This is a genomic window from Bacillus sp. FSL R5-0709 (assembly GCF_038004785.1).
GTDB classification, from domain to species: Bacteria; Bacillota; Bacilli; order Bacillales; family Bacillaceae_G; genus Bacillus_A; species Bacillus_A mycoides.
Map to the genome: position 1 here is coordinate 3,941,459 of NZ_JBBORT010000001.1, position 16,012 is coordinate 3,957,470.

At 36.5% G+C, this 16,012-nt stretch carries 18 protein-coding genes, 1 riboswitch and 1 other annotated feature; of the genes, 7 read left to right on the forward strand and 11 right to left on the reverse strand.

Annotation, left to right across the window (positions count from 1 at the left end; translation table 11 throughout):
- Positions 1 to 7 precede the first annotated feature (7 nt).
- Together MKX37_RS20060 and MKX37_RS20065 are read right to left on the reverse strand one after the other, a co-directional pair.
- Positions 8 to 934 (reverse strand): LacI family DNA-binding transcriptional regulator, encoded by a 927-nt coding sequence (locus MKX37_RS20060; protein ID WP_002014951.1) that lies wholly within the window; start codon positions 932 to 934, stop codon positions 8 to 10.
- 114 nt (positions 935 to 1,048) lie between these two features.
- Positions 1,049 to 1,525, reverse strand: coding sequence for a GNAT family N-acetyltransferase (locus MKX37_RS20065; RefSeq protein WP_002128979.1), 477 nt, complete (start codon positions 1,523 to 1,525; stop codon positions 1,049 to 1,051).
- Between the two features lie 82 nt (positions 1,526 to 1,607).
- Between MKX37_RS20065 and MKX37_RS20070 the strand changes: the two genes are divergently transcribed.
- Positions 1,608 to 2,531 carry an alpha/beta hydrolase gene (locus MKX37_RS20070; RefSeq protein WP_002014993.1) on the forward strand — a complete coding sequence of 308 codons (924 nt, stop codon included), beginning with the start codon at positions 1,608 to 1,610 and terminating at the stop codon, positions 2,529 to 2,531.
- Between the two features lie 10 nt (positions 2,532 to 2,541).
- On the opposite strand, the gene MKX37_RS20075 is transcribed toward MKX37_RS20070, so the two are convergent.
- Positions 2,542 to 2,787 carry a DUF2552 family protein gene (locus tag MKX37_RS20075; protein WP_002014992.1) on the reverse strand — a complete coding sequence of 82 codons (246 nt, stop codon included), beginning with the start codon at positions 2,785 to 2,787 and terminating at the stop codon, positions 2,542 to 2,544.
- Between the two features lie 139 nt (positions 2,788 to 2,926).
- Here MKX37_RS20075 and MKX37_RS20080 point away from each other — a divergent pair, with 139 nt between their 5' ends.
- From MKX37_RS20080 to ribH, 5 genes are all read left to right on the forward strand, one after another.
- Entirely contained in the window at positions 2,927 to 3,133 is a 207-nt protein-coding gene (locus MKX37_RS20080; protein ID WP_002128981.1) for a CDGSH iron-sulfur domain-containing protein, read from the forward strand.
- 190 nt (positions 3,134 to 3,323) lie between these two features.
- A riboswitch (FMN riboswitch) is annotated at positions 3,324 to 3,467 on the forward strand.
- Positions 3,468 to 3,776: 309 nt separating this feature from the next.
- Positions 3,777 to 4,889 (forward strand): bifunctional diaminohydroxyphosphoribosylaminopyrimidine deaminase/5-amino-6-(5-phosphoribosylamino)uracil reductase RibD, encoded by a 1,113-nt coding sequence (gene ribD, locus MKX37_RS20085; protein WP_002167712.1) that lies wholly within the window; start codon positions 3,777 to 3,779, stop codon positions 4,887 to 4,889.
- Positions 4,871 to 5,515: a riboflavin synthase gene (gene ribE / locus MKX37_RS20090; RefSeq protein WP_002128983.1), complete on the forward strand. Its 645-nt coding sequence runs from the start codon at positions 4,871 to 4,873 to the stop codon at positions 5,513 to 5,515. Before ribD ends, ribE begins: the two co-directional genes overlap by 19 nt.
- A 12-nt stretch (positions 5,516 to 5,527) precedes the next feature.
- On the forward strand, positions 5,528 to 6,721 hold the full coding sequence (gene ribBA, locus MKX37_RS20095) for a bifunctional 3,4-dihydroxy-2-butanone 4-phosphate synthase/GTP cyclohydrolase II (protein WP_002128984.1): 1,194 nt from the start codon (positions 5,528 to 5,530) through the stop codon (positions 6,719 to 6,721).
- An 18-nt stretch (positions 6,722 to 6,739) separates the two neighbouring features.
- Entirely contained in the window at positions 6,740 to 7,201 is a 462-nt protein-coding gene (gene ribH, locus MKX37_RS20100) for a 6,7-dimethyl-8-ribityllumazine synthase (protein ID WP_000230892.1), read from the forward strand.
- A gap of 23 nt (positions 7,202 to 7,224) precedes the next feature.
- Here ribH and MKX37_RS20105 read toward each other — a convergent pair whose 3' ends face one another.
- From MKX37_RS20105 to MKX37_RS20140, 8 genes are all read right to left on the reverse strand, one after another.
- Positions 7,225 to 7,545: a hypothetical protein gene (locus MKX37_RS20105; protein ID WP_002088493.1), complete on the reverse strand. Its 321-nt coding sequence runs from the start codon at positions 7,543 to 7,545 to the stop codon at positions 7,225 to 7,227.
- Positions 7,546 to 7,725: 180 nt separating this feature from the next.
- Complete coding sequence (gene bioB / locus MKX37_RS20110) at positions 7,726 to 8,724, reverse strand: biotin synthase (protein WP_002014986.1); 999 nt, start codon at positions 8,722 to 8,724, stop codon at positions 7,726 to 7,728.
- Between the two features lies 1 nt (position 8,725).
- Complete coding sequence (bioC, locus tag MKX37_RS20115; protein ID WP_002128987.1) at positions 8,726 to 9,535, reverse strand: malonyl-ACP O-methyltransferase BioC; 810 nt, start codon at positions 9,533 to 9,535, stop codon at positions 8,726 to 8,728.
- Positions 9,501 to 10,241: an alpha/beta fold hydrolase gene (locus MKX37_RS20120; RefSeq protein ID WP_002185005.1), complete on the reverse strand. Its 741-nt coding sequence runs from the start codon at positions 10,239 to 10,241 to the stop codon at positions 9,501 to 9,503. Before MKX37_RS20120 ends, bioC begins: the two co-directional genes overlap by 35 nt.
- Entirely contained in the window at positions 10,238 to 11,425 is a 1,188-nt protein-coding gene (gene bioF / locus MKX37_RS20125; protein ID WP_002167709.1) for an 8-amino-7-oxononanoate synthase, read from the reverse strand. The genes MKX37_RS20120 and bioF overlap by 4 nt, the downstream gene beginning before the upstream one ends.
- Positions 11,391 to 12,119: a dethiobiotin synthase gene (bioD, locus tag MKX37_RS20130; protein WP_002128992.1), complete on the reverse strand. Its 729-nt coding sequence runs from the start codon at positions 12,117 to 12,119 to the stop codon at positions 11,391 to 11,393. Before bioD ends, bioF begins: the two co-directional genes overlap by 35 nt.
- Entirely contained in the window at positions 12,119 to 13,552 is a 1,434-nt protein-coding gene (bioA, locus tag MKX37_RS20135) for an adenosylmethionine--8-amino-7-oxononanoate transaminase (RefSeq protein WP_002128994.1), read from the reverse strand. The genes bioD and bioA overlap by 1 nt, the downstream gene beginning before the upstream one ends.
- Before the next feature lie 77 nt (positions 13,553 to 13,629).
- Positions 13,630 to 13,986, reverse strand: a complete 357-nt coding sequence (locus MKX37_RS20140) for a hypothetical protein (RefSeq protein ID WP_050000372.1) — start codon at positions 13,984 to 13,986, stop codon at positions 13,630 to 13,632.
- Positions 13,987 to 14,128: 142 nt separating this feature from the next.
- Positions 14,129 to 14,348 (forward strand) — a binding site (T-box leader).
- Positions 14,349 to 14,625: 277 nt separating this feature from the next.
- On the opposite strand from MKX37_RS20140, the gene nhaC reads away from it, so the two are divergent.
- The gene (gene nhaC / locus MKX37_RS20145; RefSeq protein ID WP_002128996.1) at positions 14,626 to 15,999 is read left to right on the forward strand and encodes a Na+/H+ antiporter NhaC; all 1,374 of its coding nucleotides are present in this window, start codon (positions 14,626 to 14,628) and stop codon (positions 15,997 to 15,999) included.
- The last annotated feature ends 13 nt before the right edge of the window (positions 16,000 to 16,012 follow it).

Consider the following 16,012-nt stretch of genomic DNA (forward strand, 5'->3'; position numbering starts at 1 on the left):
GCACCTTTTACTTTGTTGTTTCTCTCTCAATGCACCTAAATTCTGTTTCCACTTCTTCTTGTCGCACTTGTTTCTTCTTTATTTTTCCTATTAACTGTTGAAAAGCTATTTCCCCATTTTCTTCGATATAACTTCCAATCGTCGTTAATGATGGACTTATCCATTCACCCTCTACACTCCCGTTAAATCCAATGATTTGTAACTTACCTGGTATATGAATATTAAGAGTTTTCGCCGCCCTGATTAGCTCAATAGCGACCTTATCACTTGAAGCTACAACCCCATCTATGTATGGATGCTTTTGTAACAATTCAAGAAACTGTTGATTCGTATACCCTTGTACAATTTCCTCTCGATAAGAAAGTCCTTCTTTCCAAGCAGTATCTAGAAATCCTGCCACATGCTCTTCCATTTCTTCACTCTCTACTCCCTCACCGATATAAGCAAGAAACTGGCAGCCTTTCTCTTTTAATAAAGAAACAGCTTTCTGTCCACTTTCATAATAGCTCATAAGAGATTGTCGTTCTTCAAGCACAGCGAAAGGAAGTGAGATTTCTCCTATACTTCGAAAAACAGATTTCGTCATTATAACGCCTGCAATGTTATTTTGCTCCAACATATCTATGTATCTATTCTTATTTTCTATATTACAAACTATTACTTGATACCCTTCTTTGTATGCTATTTCCTCAACGAAACGGAGCAAAGTGATGTATGATGGATTATGCAAATTATCTACAAGTAATGCAATCACCGTTGAAGGTTGTTTAAATAAAGGCTTTGCTGTAGCATTCGGTCTATAATGTAATTCTTCAATTGCTTTTTTTACTTGTTTCACCGTATCTTCATGGACATATCCTTTTTCGTTAATGACTCTTGAAACGGTTGCAACTGAAACACCGGCCAATTTTGCAACATCACGTATAGTTGCCACATCGTCACCCCTTAATATGGTAATAGATTACAATTTTAAATTAAACCAAAATATAACATTCGTCAAGGTTATTGTTTTATATTTCTGAAAATTGTTACACAATTTCCACTCTACTCAGAAAATATACTCCAGCTGAATTTCATGTGAAATCGCGATATTATCATAACCAATAAACGGAATTTCTTTCTTTATTTTTCGTGCTTCCTTTACCGCATCAATATACAAGTTCGTCATCATGAAGTTACGTTTTTGATAAAAACGAAGTGCGTTCATATTATCATTCGTCGTAATAAGCCACACTTTTTTACATTCGTTCTCTTTTGCTACTCGCAATACACAATCCACCAGTTTTGTACCAATCCCCTTCCCTTCCTCAAAACTATTTAACGATACAATTTCACACATGTTTTCTATCACTTTACATGTTATAATTCCCACTATTCTGTTATTTCTAAGTGCAATAAAACCAGGTAATTCTTCTAATTGATGTACTCTGCCTCGCGAGACCATCATTGAGCTTCCCCAGTTTTCACACATAAAATCCTGAATTGCTTCTTTCATTTCTGGTGTGATTTTTTGTATATGAACCATACACGATTTCTCCCCTTTTCACATCATTGTGATACAATGTTAGTGTATCACATGTAGAGGTATTTGGAGGATGAGGTAAAGTATGAAACGTTTTTTTACAGCATTGTTTACTATACTAGGTGCACTAACTGCGATTGGGATTTTCTTTACAAATAAAGTTATGTACTTGAAGAAAAAAACAGAGGAAGAAGTTTTAGAACGCGAAACGAAAAAGCATTTTCATTTGGACGATTTTAAGGCTATTCAAAAAGAAGAGGTTCACATCCCTTCTCAATTCGGATACGAACTTCACGGATATTACATGCCAGCTGGTCATTCCAATAAATTTATGATTTTTTGCCACGGTGTGACTGTAAATAAAATGAATTCCGTTAAATATGCAAACTTATTTTTAAATAGAGGATATAACGTATTTATTTATGATCATCGCCGTCATGGTAAAACCGGTGGTAAAACAACAAGTTATGGCTATTATGAAAAACATGATTTAAAGTCAGTAGTTGACTGGCTAAAAGATCGTTTCGGAACGAATATTACACTCGGAATTCATGGTGAATCTATGGGTGCTGCAACTCTTCTTCAATATGCAGGACTTGTAGAAGATGGTGCTGATTTTTATATTGCTGATTGTCCTTTCTCTGATTTTTATGGACAGTTACAACATCGTTTGAAAGTTGAGTTTCATTTGCCAAAATGGCCTTTATTACCTTTAGCAAATGCCTTTTTAAAAGTTCGTGATGGCTATACAATTCGTGAAGTTTCACCAATTGATTGTATAAAAAATATTAACAATCCGGTTCTCTTTATTCATAGTAAAGATGATGACTATATTTTATCTGATATGACGAAATCACTTTATGAAGCGAAAGAAAATAATAAACAGCTTTATATTGCAGAACATGGTGCACACGCTTGCTCTTATAATGAAAATAAAGAAGAGTACGAAGATGCCATCGATCAATTTTTAAACACATATGTAAAAGAAACAAAAAACAGGCTTGCATAAGCCTGTTTTTTTACTGCGCTAAAACGTCTGTAACTTGTTCCATATTTTCAGAAATCCACTTTACTGCCTCGTCTAGCGTTGGGAATTCCGTCGTTTGAAAAGTTACCTCATCTTGAAGTAACCAAACATCTTTCGGTTCTTGTCCTACACCTGCGATTGACCAATGAAGTAAACTATATGGATGATTATCATTCAAAAATGATGCCCATGTGCGCTCATTTGCAATATTTTGTAGTGTGTGTAATTTTTTATCCATCTTTCGTCACCTTACTCTAGTCAGTTATAAAAACTATTATAACACTCTCTTCTCTCTCAAACAAAGTGCTCTTTTTATATTGTCAAGTACTCTCCCTAATTATATGATGAGAGTAAGCGTTTGGAAAGGAGGGATAACGTTGGCAAAATTACAAATTAAAGTGAATGATAATGGCTCTTTTCGCGTTACAGGGGACGTGGAATTAGTTGACTCACAAGGGAATGTATTCCCAGCAAAACCAGCATTTTCTTTATGTCGTTGTGGTTTATCAAAAAACATGCCTTATTGCGATGCTTCGCATAAAGGCAAATTCGAGTCTGTTGTTAGAGCACCAGAGGCAGAATAAATATTTAAAGAGCATGCACATTTATTTGTGTATGTTTTTTCTTTTGATCAAAGCCTATACAGCCCTTCCCCTTTCAACATTTCTATTACTTTCGTCCCCATTCAAATCGGCATATATTTTCAAACAATTCTTCACATTCGAACATTTTTTACTATGCTTTTTTCTTTTTTGTGCTATAATGTGAGCAAACAACATCCTTCGGGGTCGGGTGAAATTCCCAACCGGCGGTGATGAAGCGATAGCTTCTAAGTCCGTGACCCGTTTTCAACGCGAAAACGGTGGATCTAGTGAAACTCTAGGGCCGACAGTATAGTCTGGATGGGAGAAGGATATGTTTTCTAGTAATTTTATATAGCGAATACACTTTTATTTCAGTATGCATATTTTTAAAGTTTCATTTTGAATCTTTATATATGTTTTATTTTGTATAGTTATGTTTCTATACTGAAATAAAAAGATACGACTAGCGTTGAAAGAATTTGATATTTTGCTAGGTTTTTTCCTTATGCCAAAATATCAGTCATCGTTAGGTTTCTTTCCTATACTTTCGTATTCGAACTATATTTCTAGAAATCACGTCTCCCAAACCCCAAGGATATAAAATCCTTGGGGTTTTTTGATTTTTTCAGGAGAGGTGAAAAGAATGACAGATCAAGAATATATGAGGATTGCCTTGCAGTTAGCACAAGGAACATCGGGACAAACAAGCCCAAATCCTATGGTTGGTGCCGTTGTTGTTAAAGATGGGAAAATCGTTGGAATGGGTGCCCACATGCGTGCTGGTGAAGAACATGCTGAAGTTCATGCTCTTCACATGGCTGGTGAAAGAGCAAAAGACGCTACCGTTTATGTAACACTTGAACCGTGTAGCCATTTTGGAAAAACACCCCCTTGCTGTGAATTACTCATTGAAAAAGGAGTTCAGCGTGTTGTAATTGCTACTCTTGATTGCAATCCACTCGTTTCCGGCAATGGAAAAAGAATATTGGAAGAAGCTGGAATCAAGGTGACTACTGGTGTTCTTGGGGCGGAAGCCACTTTATTAAATCGATACTTTTTTCACTATATGAAAACGAAACGTCCCTTTGTAACAATAAAAACAGCAATGAGCTTAGATGGAAAAACAGCAACTGTAACCGGTGAAAGTAAGTGGATTACAGGCGAAGAAGCACGCGCTGACGTTCACCAATATCGTCATATACATGATGCTATCCTAGTCGGTGTGAATACAGTTCTAACTGATAATCCACACTTAACAACACGAATTCCAAACGGAGGTAAACATCCTATACGCGTTATTTTAGATACCCACTTACGAACGCCGCCATCTTCTCATGTCATAACAGATGGCTTAACTCCGACATGGATTATTGTCGGTAAGGATGTAAGCAAAGAGAAAATAGCGTCTTATGAATCTAACAATATAGCTGTATTCCAAATGAAAACACAGCAAATTGAAATACAAGATGTCCTATCCCTACTCGGTGAGAAACAAATTCTTTCTCTGTTCGTTGAAGGTGGTCAAACGGTGCATGCAAACTTCTTAAAAACAAATAGTTTTAATGAAATCGTGACCTATATAAGCCCGAAATTAATTGGTGGAAAAGATGCACCCACCTTATTTGGCGGAGCTGGTTTTTCGAAGTTACAAGATGCACTTTCCTTAACAATTCAAGAGATGAAACAAATCGGTAATGATATAAAAATTGTTGCAACCTTAAAAAGCGAGGTGACGGAATGTTTACAGGAATCGTAGAAGAGTTAGGAACGATATCAAGCATGACTCAAAGTGGTGAAGCAATGAAGCTAACTATTAGCGCAAAGCAAATTTTATCGGATGTCAAATTAGGTGATAGTATCGCAGTTAACGGCATTTGCTTAACAGTAACTACTTTTACGACTACTTCATTCACTGTCGACGCAATGCCTGAAACAATGAAAGCAACATCACTTCGTATGCTAAAGCCAAGTGCCAAAGTGAATTTAGAACGGGCGATGGCTGCAAACGGACGATTCGGTGGACATTTCGTCACCGGACATATCGATGGCATCGGTACGATTTTAACTAAAAAACAACATTACAATGCCATCTATTACAAAATAGCAATTTCTGATGAATTACTACGCTATTGTTTGCATAAAGGATCCGTTGCTGTTGATGGCACTAGCTTAACAATATTTGATATAGACGAATCTTCAATTACAATTTCACTCATCCCCCACACAGTAAGCGAGTCTATAATCGGAGAAAAAAAAGCCGGGGACATTGTAAACATTGAGTGTGACATGATTGGAAAATATATTGAACGCTTTATCTCAAAGCCCGCAAAAAGAACTAGTTCAATGACCGAAAGCTTTTTACAAGAAAACGGATTTCTATAAGGAGGAAGCACAATGTTTCATCGTATTGAAGAAGCTCTAGAAGATTTAAAACAAGGAAAAGTTGTTATCGTATGTGATGATGAAAACCGAGAAAATGAAGGCGATTTTATTGCTTTAGCAGAGTACATTACACCAGAAACGATTAATTTTATGATTACACACGGTCGTGGTCTCGTTTGTGTACCCATTACGGAGGAGTACGCAGAACGTCTACAGTTAGAACCAATGGTATCTCATAATACAGATTCACATCACACTGCGTTTACAGTGAGCATTGATCATGTTTCTACAACAACAGGGATTAGCGCTCATGAACGTGCAACTACGATACAAGAATTGTTAAACCCTGCATCAAAAGGCGCTGATTTCAATCGCCCTGGACATATCTTTCCATTAATTGCGAAAGAAGGCGGTGTACTGCGCCGTGCTGGTCATACAGAAGCCGCTGTCGATTTAGCCAAACTTTGCGGAGCAGAACCAGCTGGAGTCATTTGCGAAATTATAAATGAGGACGGTACGATGGCACGTGTACCTGATTTACTAGAGTGCGCAAAACAATTTGATATAAAAATGATTACAATAGAAGATTTAATTGCTTATCGCCGCCATCACGAAACACTTGTGACGAGAGAAGTGGAAATTACATTACCTACAGATTTCGGTACTTTCCATGCAATTGGCTATTCTAACTCATTAGATATGAAAGAACATATCGCGCTCGTAAAAGGTGATATTTCAACAGGCGAACCTGTACTTGTACGCGTTCATTCAGAATGCTTAACAGGAGATGTATTTGGTTCGTGCCGCTGTGATTGCGGACCACAGCTACATGCTGCACTTGCTCAAATTGAGCGTGAAGGAAAAGGTGTTCTTCTCTATATGAGACAAGAAGGACGAGGAATTGGCCTTCTGAATAAGCTTCGCGCTTATAAGTTACAAGAAGAAGGGTTAGATACTGTAGAAGCAAATGAAAAACTTGGGTTCCCAGCTGATCTTCGTGATTACGGTATTGGCGCTCAAATTTTAAAAGATTTAGGCTTACAAAATTTACGATTATTAACGAATAATCCACGAAAAATTGCTGGCTTACAAGGTTACGATTTAGAAGTAACCGAGCGTGTACCGTTGCAAATGCCAACAAAAGAAGAAAATAAAACGTATTTACAAACGAAAGCAAGCAAATTAGGACATTTACTAAACTTATAATTAAGGGAGAGATACATTATGGTATTCGAAGGTCATTTAGTTGGTACAGGATTAAAAGTTGGGGTTGTTGTTGGACGTTTTAATGAGTTTATTACAAGTAAGTTACTTGGTGGAGCTTTAGATGGATTAAAGCGTCACGGTGTAGAAGAGAATGATATTGATGTTGCATGGGTTCCTGGTGCATTTGAAATTCCTTTAATCGCTAAAAAGATGGCCAATAGCGGAAAATATGATGCTGTTATTACATTAGGTACAGTAATTCGCGGTGCTACAACACATTACGATTACGTTTGTAATGAAGTAGCAAAAGGTGTTGCGTCTTTATCACTACAAACGGACATTCCAGTTATTTTCGGTGTATTAACGACAGAAACAATTGAACAAGCGATTGAACGTGCAGGTACAAAAGCTGGTAATAAAGGATATGAATCGGCAGTTGCTGCGATCGAAATGGCTCATTTATCAAAACAATGGGCTTAAAAAAGAGGCTACGGCCTCTTTTTTTATTTTCTCACCTTTTTTCGTACATCTTCTATTAATTCATCCATCGTTTTTCCTTCTGTTTTTATACGAAGAGCTTGTGCTGTTCTCCACACATTTTCTCTCTTTTCCGCTTCTTCTATAATAGAAATTTCCTTCCTCACTTCTTTTAAATCTTTTCCTTCTGTTTCAAGCCCAAAATGTTCAGCTTTCGTTCGAAAATGCTGTTCAATTCTTTGTTGCATTTCTTTTTGTTCAGGATTTTCAGCCGCCTTAACTGGATCAGCACTTATCGCTTTTATTAAAATCAGACAGGTCATAATAGTTAATATGTATTTGTACATGTAAAATCCTCCAACCCGATATAAATTACATTTTTACTATGTACAATTAGGGCTTGGAAAATTCGTCCACAAAATTATTTTTCTCGTCCAAAAGTGACTACTATCAAGCGTTAATGGACTTTTATTACATTTTATTTACAAAAAAAGCAAACCCTTTAAAGAGTTTGCTTTTCATCTATCTTATAGCGCACATTCTTCAATCTCAAATCCTAAATCTTCAATCATACCCCAGTCCGCAGTCGGCTCTTGTCCAGCTGTTGTTAAATAGTCCCCGACAAAGATAGAGTTTGCTGCAAATAAACCAAGTGGCTGTACAGAACGTAAATTAAGTTCTCGACCACCTGAAATACGAATTTCTTTTGTTGGATTTACAAAACGCATCATCGCCAGCACTTTTAAACATTCTACAGGTGTTAATTCTTTTTGTCCTTCAAGCGGAGTACCCTTTACAGCAACAAGGAAATTACATGGAATAGAATCTGCATCTAAACGTTGTAATTCAAATGCAATTTCAGCGCGCTGTTCAATCGTTTCTCCCATTCCGAAAATTGCTCCAGAGCATGGAGAAATACCGGCTTGCTTCGCTTTTTGGACTGTATCAACACGATCGTCATACGTATGCGTTGAACAAATGCTATCATAATTGTTGGCATGCGTATTTAAATTGTGATTATAACGATGCACACCAGCTTCTGCTAACTGACCTGCTTGATCTTCATTTAAAAATCCTAAACAACAGCAAATTTTTAAATCTGTCGTTTCACGAATTTCCTTAACTGCTCCAATAACGTGATTTACTTCTTTATTCGTCGGACGACGACCAGATGCAACAATACAATATGTACCTGCTTTACGACGAATTGCTTCGTGCGCTCCTTCAACAATTTTCTCTTGTGTTAACCATGCATACTTATCAATCGGTGCTTCTGAAATAATAGACTGTGAACAATACCCGCAATCTTCAGGACATAATCCAGATTTCGTATTTATAATCATGTTCAACTTTACTTTCTTACCAAAATGATGATGGCGAATGATGTAAGCTGCATTCATAATTTCTAAAACCTCTGTATCATCAGCTTCTAATATTGCAATTGCATCTTCTTTCGTAATCATTTTCTCTTCTACTACGTCGTATGCAAGTTTTTTCCAATCCCTTTTTGTTTGTACTTGTTTCATTTCATCTCTTCCCCTCTTTTGTTATATACGTAAATAAAGCATGATATGTTGCCATTATCCCTTCTTTTCCCGTGAAGTCTCTTTCGTATATACGAAGCATCGTACGAAAGAGTGAAGGGCTTTGACAGTAAGACTCTTCATTACTATTGGTTGCCCCTACTTTTCGAATAGAATGTAGAAACTCCCTAACTTCTGTAAAGCTTTCTATGTAACACGTTTCAGAAACATGTACATTTCCTAATGGATTTTTGCATATATTCACTAACTGTTCTTTCGAAACGAATCGTTGTCCTATTGAAGTACAATTGTGTATCCCCTTTTCTTTCTTAGCACGCTGAAAAGACGTATGCAATTCTTGAAAAGTCGTATTACCAAACGTGGAAAATAATAATATTCCTTCTTCAGACAAATAGTTAAATAAATTTTTCACTGTCTCTTTTAAATCATTAAGCCATTGAAATGTAGCATTTGAAATGATGACATCATATGGATTTTCTAATTTTAATTGTTCAATATCTTCACATCGAAACATCACATTTTCCAAACTTTTTCTAGTTTTCGCGACTGCAATCATCTCATCAGCAAAATCCACAGCTGTAATATGAGCTTTCGGAAATAAATTTGATAATTGCTCTGTTACATATCCTGTCCCGCATCCAAGTTCTAAAATACGTATCGATGATGTTTCACTATATCGTTCCTTCAATGTAGAAAGTAACGAATGCGCCATCTTTTTTTGTACATTTGCATATTGATCGTAGGATATAGCCGCCCCGTTAAACCGTTTTTGCAGTAACGTTTTGTTGATCATGTCGTATCCCCTCTACAAATTGAATAATTTCATTTGCGCAATATTCAAAATTCGTTACACATAATGCATGCCCAGCACCGCTTACTACTTTTAGATTGGCATTCGTATTATTCGCCATACTATGGGCTGCAGACAATGGACATATTACATCCTGCTCTCCATGAAGGAGTAACAGCGGGGCTTTCATATCTATTACTTCATTTCTCATATCTGTTTCTATTAAATAATCTAAGCCTAATTGTAAAGACTGAATCGAGTCTCCTTTAAACTTCTGCGCAATCTCTTCAAAACTCGTATTCTCCCTCAGCTCACTTTTTGTAAACATATTTTCATAGAAACGCTTCAAAGTATCTTCTTTTTTTCTCGTTAAATTCTTTTTCATACGTTCTATATGCAAGGAATTCCATCCACTTGTATAGTCACTTGTATTGGTAAATTTAGCGGTACCACCAATTAGTACCATACCTTGGGCCTTAATCTTTTTATAAGCTTGTACTGCCGCTAACGCTCCTAGTGACCATCCAACTAAAATTACATTTTCATCCTGCGCTATATCTATTATTCGCCCCGCAAATTCACTTTGTTCTTTCACGTTACGCCAATCTATACATTGAACAGAATATCCTTTAAAATACGGCAGAACCAAAGTCCAAACATCTTCTTCCATTCCCCATCCTGGAATAAAAATAAGCTTTAGCTCTTTCATACTAAAAACCCCTCTTCTTTACCAATGCGTATAATATGCTGAATAGCCCATTTTAAATCGGCTATTGTATGTTGTGACGTAACTGCAAAACGGACTCGAGAACTACCAACCGGAACAGTCGGCGGACGAATTGCAATGGCTGCGATACCTACCTCTTGTAACCTTTCACTAAACCGTAAAGTATTTTCATTTGACCCAACTACAATCGGTACAATATGAGTTGAGCTATTCCCAATATCAAAACCAGCTTCTTGTAAATGCGTCCTGAAATATGCACCATTCTCTATAAGTCGCTCTCTTCTTTCGTTATCTTCTTTCACAATTTCAATTGCTTTTCGGATCGCCCCTAATGTTCCTGGTGGTAAAGCTGTAGTAAAAATCAAGCTTCTCATCATATTTTGTAAATACTCTATATAAATGGAATCACCCGTTAAATACGCACCATAACACCCTAAAGCCTTACTAAACGTCCCCATATGTATATCAATTTTTTGAGCGATATCTTTTTCTATATGAGATAGTCCAGCTCCACCGATTCCATATATTCCACTTGCATGTGCTTCATCAACTATAATGATTGCCCCGTATTTCTCTTTCAGCTGAACTAAGCCTCTCAAATATGCAATATCTCCATCCATACTAAAAACAGTATCTGTTACGATTAATTTTCTCTTTTCTGGTGACGCTATTTGCAACATCTTTTCTAAATGATCCAAATCATTATGACGATATCTTTTATGCTCTGCTCCGCTTAATATAATTCCATCAACAATACTTGCGTGATTTAATTTATCACTAAAAACCATATCGTGACGACAGGCTAAAGCAGATATAGCACCTACATTTGCTGTATACCCACTATTTACAATTAATGCTCTTTCAGTACCTTTCCAGTTGCATATAATTTTCTCAACCTCTTCATACAATGGATAATTTCCTACAACGAGACGAGATGCTGTCGCTCCAGTTCCATATTTTCTCGTGCAGGCAATAGCAGCTTCGTTCAACCTTTCATCTCCAGCTAATCCTAAATAATTATTCGATGCTAAATTTAGCATCTTTTTCTTATTTCGAATAAGCCATGTCTCTTCCGCTTTCTCTGTTACATGTAAATTACGATACTGCCCTTGCTCCTTTAATTGTTCTACTTTAGATTGAAGATGCGTGTGCCACATTTGATTCATTTTGGATGAGCTCCTCTAATTTTGAAATCATAATATGCTCTTTTGCCGCCCCTAATAATTCTTCCTTTGTAAACTCTCCTTCAAGGAATGGTAATAACCCTAAAACCGGCACGCCACTTAACTCCTCAATCATTATTTTATTTTCTTGCACTCTTTCTTTTTCATATCCTTTACATCCAGATAAAATTACACCTGCTACTTTTAATCCATGTGCTTTTGCATAAGAAATTGTTAAAATAGTATGATTAACTGTCCCAAGCGTAGGACGCGCTACTACAATAAGAGGAAGCTGTAATTCTTTTGCAAAATCAATCACTAAAGCATCTTCTGTATATGGAACTGCAAGCCCACCAGCCCCTTCTACAAATAGGCTATTAAACTTTTTTAGTAGTTCATTATAGTGATCAGTAATTTCTTTTAACGTTACTGTCCTTCCAGCTCTTTTCATGGCAAGTCTCGGAGCAAGTGGTTCTTCAATGGAATAAGGACAAATTTCATCTTCTTCTGTCGGTACACCCGATAATGCTTTTAATCTTGCTGCATCACCCTCAGGATTTGATGCAACATGTCCACTTTGCAACGGTTTATATACACCAACATTATGTCCACGCTCTCGAAATATACCTGCCAATGCTCCTGTCACTACCGTTTTGCCAACTTCTGTATCCGTTGCTGTTATAAAGAAACCACTCATTACTCTCCCTCCGTAACATCCGAGATTGCTTTATATAAAATGCGTAACATCTCGTCAATCTCAGCCACCGTAGATGCAAGAGGAGGCATAAATACAATCGTATTACCGAGTGGTCGCAAAATCATGCCCAGCTCTCTTGAGCGTTTACACACTTGAACACCGACTCTTTCTGTCCATTCAAACGATTCTTTCATTTCCTTATTCTTCACAAGTTCAATACCAACCATTAGCCCACACTGACGAATATCTCCTACGTGCTTATATTCATTAAGAGCTTCTAATTGTGCCGCTACATATTCTGCTTTATGCGCAACATCTTCTATTAAATTAGTTTTTTCATATAGTTCTAAATTTGCAATTGCTACGGCACACCCTAACGGATTCCCTGTATAACTATGACCATGGAAAAACGTTTTTTGTTCTTCATAGCCTCCTAAAAAGGCATTATAAATTTCATCTGTCGTTACCGTAATTGCCACCGGTAAATAACCACCTGTTAAACCTTTTCCGGCTGTTAAAATGTCTGGCGTTACATCCTCGTGTTCACATGCAAACATTTTCCCGGTACGCCCAAATCCAGTCGCTACCTCATCTGTAATAAATAATACATTGTATTTTGTACATAAATCGCGAAGCCCTTTTAAGTATCCTTTTGGCATTGTAATCATCCCACCAGCACCTTGCATTAATGGCTCCACAATAATAGCTGCTACTTCTTCATGTTTTTCTTGTAGCATTTCTTCCATTTCTTCTAAATGTTTCTTTACAATTTGTTCCTTATTATCTCCATAAGGAGAACGATATGTATATGGATACGGCATTTTAATTGCCTCAAATAATAGTGAACTATACACTTGGTGAAACAAGTCTATTGCTCCTACTGAAACAGCACCTATCGTATCACCGTGATATGCTTCTTTTAATGTAACAAATCTTTGTTTTTTCGGTTTTCCTTTATGCTGCCAATATTGAAAGGCCATCTTAATTGCAATTTCAACGGCGCTAGAACCAGAGTCTGAATAGAATACTTTCTTCAAACCTTCTGGTACAACTTCAATTATTTTTTCTGCTAATAAAATAGATGGAACGTTAGCAAGTCCTAGCATAGTAGAATGAGCAATTTTATTTAATTGCTCGCGAATTGCCTCATCAAGTTCTGGTACTTGATGCCCATGAACATTTAACCAAATAGATGAAACACCGTCCCAATATTCATTTCCATTTACATCGTATAGCTTTCTTCCCTCTCCACGTTCAATAATGACAGGATCTTCTTCTAAATAATCTTTCATTTGTGTAAATGGGTGCCATACGTAATCTTTATTCTTCTTCGATAATTCTTCATATGTATAAAACGATTTTTCACTCGTGTTACTATTAACAGCCACAATTGTCACCCCTAATGTTAACTTATTTATAAATATAGTTAACATTAAAAACAAATGACTGTCAATTATTTTTAAATCAAATAGTTCTCAAAAAAGAACAACCTATCATACGATAAGTTGTTCTACTTTCCATGTTGTATCTTTCCAATTTCTAAAATAATCTCTTCATCTTTTTTTCCTTCTGTATCAATTCCAAGTTGATTAGCATGCTCAATTAACAAATCATGGCGCTGCTCAAATCTAGCGGTATCTACTTCTTTTGTAACCTCTTCTTTTGTTTTCCCCTCAGTAGAAACTCCTAGTTTCGTAGCTGCTTTTTCCATCGATTTCTTCTCTTCAGTTTCTTTCACTTTCTTCACTTCTGACTGCTGTATTTGCTTTTGTTTCGACTGCTCTGATTCAGCTGCAAAAGCTGTGTAAATTCCAGCACTTCCGCCAACGACTAGTAAGGTGGTAAAAAGAATTATTTTTTTCTTCACTCTTTCCTCCCCTTTCAAATTCATTATAACGCACATTTTTACAGTATGAAAAACATTTCTCCTTTATTTCCCTAAAAAAATATCGAATGTTTTTATTGACATGTATGATGAATATATGATAAAAATTTAACTAACATCATATGAATCGGCGTTGATAGGATTTAGTAGTATTTCGTTTTCTGATTTCAGAGAGCTGGTGGTCGGTGCGAACCAGTACAGAGCGATTTATGAATTACCCCCTGGAGCTTCTTTTACGAAACGTGAGGAGTAGTGAAAGACGGTTTAGACCGTTATGTCTAAAGAGTGGTGAAATGAAACTGTTTCACAATTTAGGGTGGTACCGCGAATTTTTCGTCCCTGCATATATTGCAGGGGCGTTTTTATTTTATGAGCGCATATCATATGACCCTTTATTTTGTGATACATTCCTTTCACAAGCTAGGGTGGTACCGCGATTTCTTCGTCCCTGCATAATTATATGCAGGGGCGTTTTTTTATCCAATCATTTCCGTATCATATTGAGATGTTGACAATTACCGGTAATTTGTCACAAAATTCTAAATTTTAGAAGGAAATATACAATATTGGCGAATTTTATATAAAAAAGAGCTATTTTAGATTACTTAGGAGGGAAAAACAATGGTTTCAAAAATTGAATCTGTTCTTTTAACATTATTTATCTTTTTCTGTATTGGCTTTAGTGTTATCCAATTAGAAGTTTCACCACACATCCCAATTTTATTTGGTATCGTTCTTTTATTAGCATTTGGATTTATGAAAAAAATCTCTTGGTCTACTATGGAAAAAGGGATGATCAGTAGTATTTCAGCTGGTATTCCATCTATTTTTATTTTCTTACTTGTAGGCGTATTAATTAGTGTTTGGATCGCTGCTGGAACAATTCCAACTTTAATGGTATACGGCTTCCAGATTGTATCTCCTAAAATTTTCGTTCCAACTGTTTTTGTAGTTTGTGCAATTGTTGGAACAAGTATCGGTAGTGCCTTTACAACTGCCGCAACTGTAGGACTTGCCTTTATGGGTATGGGTAGTGCTCTCGGATACGATCCAGCTCTAATCGCTGGTGCAATTATTTCTGGCGCATTCTTTGGAGATAAAATGTCTCCTTTATCTGATACAACAAACTTAGCTCCTGCTGTAACGGGTGTAGATTTATTTGAGCATATTCGCAACATGCTTTGGACAACAGTTCCTGCTTTCATTATTGCTTTTATCGCATTTTTCATTTTAGGAAGCGGTATTAGTGGAGACGTTGACTTCACAAACTTTATTAGCACGTTAGAAAAAAACACAACGATTTCTATCGTTACACTTATTCCAATTTTATTACTGTTCCTATTCGCATTTAAAAAGGTTCCAGCAGTTCCAACATTGCTTGCAGGAATTGTTGTAGGAATTATTATTCTCTTTATTTTTAAACCTAGCACTTCTTTAGCTGATTTAATGAAAATTATGCAAGACGGCTACGTTTCTAAAACTGGTATTAAAGACATTGATAGCTTACTATCTCGCGGTGGTCTACAAAGTATGATGATGTCGATTGCTCTTATTTTCCTAGCTCTTTGTATGGGAGGATTATTACAAGGAATGGGTATTATAGCGCAGCTGATGAATATTATCTCTAGCTTTGTAAAAAATAGCACACGCTTAATTATTTCTACTGCTTCAACTGCAATTGGTGTAAACTTCCTACTTGGCGAACAATACTTATCAATCGTTTTAACAGGACAAGCATTCGCTAACAAATACGATGAAGTCGGTTTAGAACGTCGTAATTTATCACGCGTATTAGAAGATGCAGGTACAGTTATTAACCCGCTCGTACCATGGGGTGTAAGTGGCGTATTCTTAACAAACGTCCTTAGCGTTCCAACATTCGATTACCTTCCATACGCAATCTTCTGTTTAGCTTGCCCAGTCTTAACGATTATCGTCGGCTTTACTGGATTTGGCCTTTCATGGAAGAAAGAAAAAGCAGTACCAGTTTCATAATATAATAAAAAGG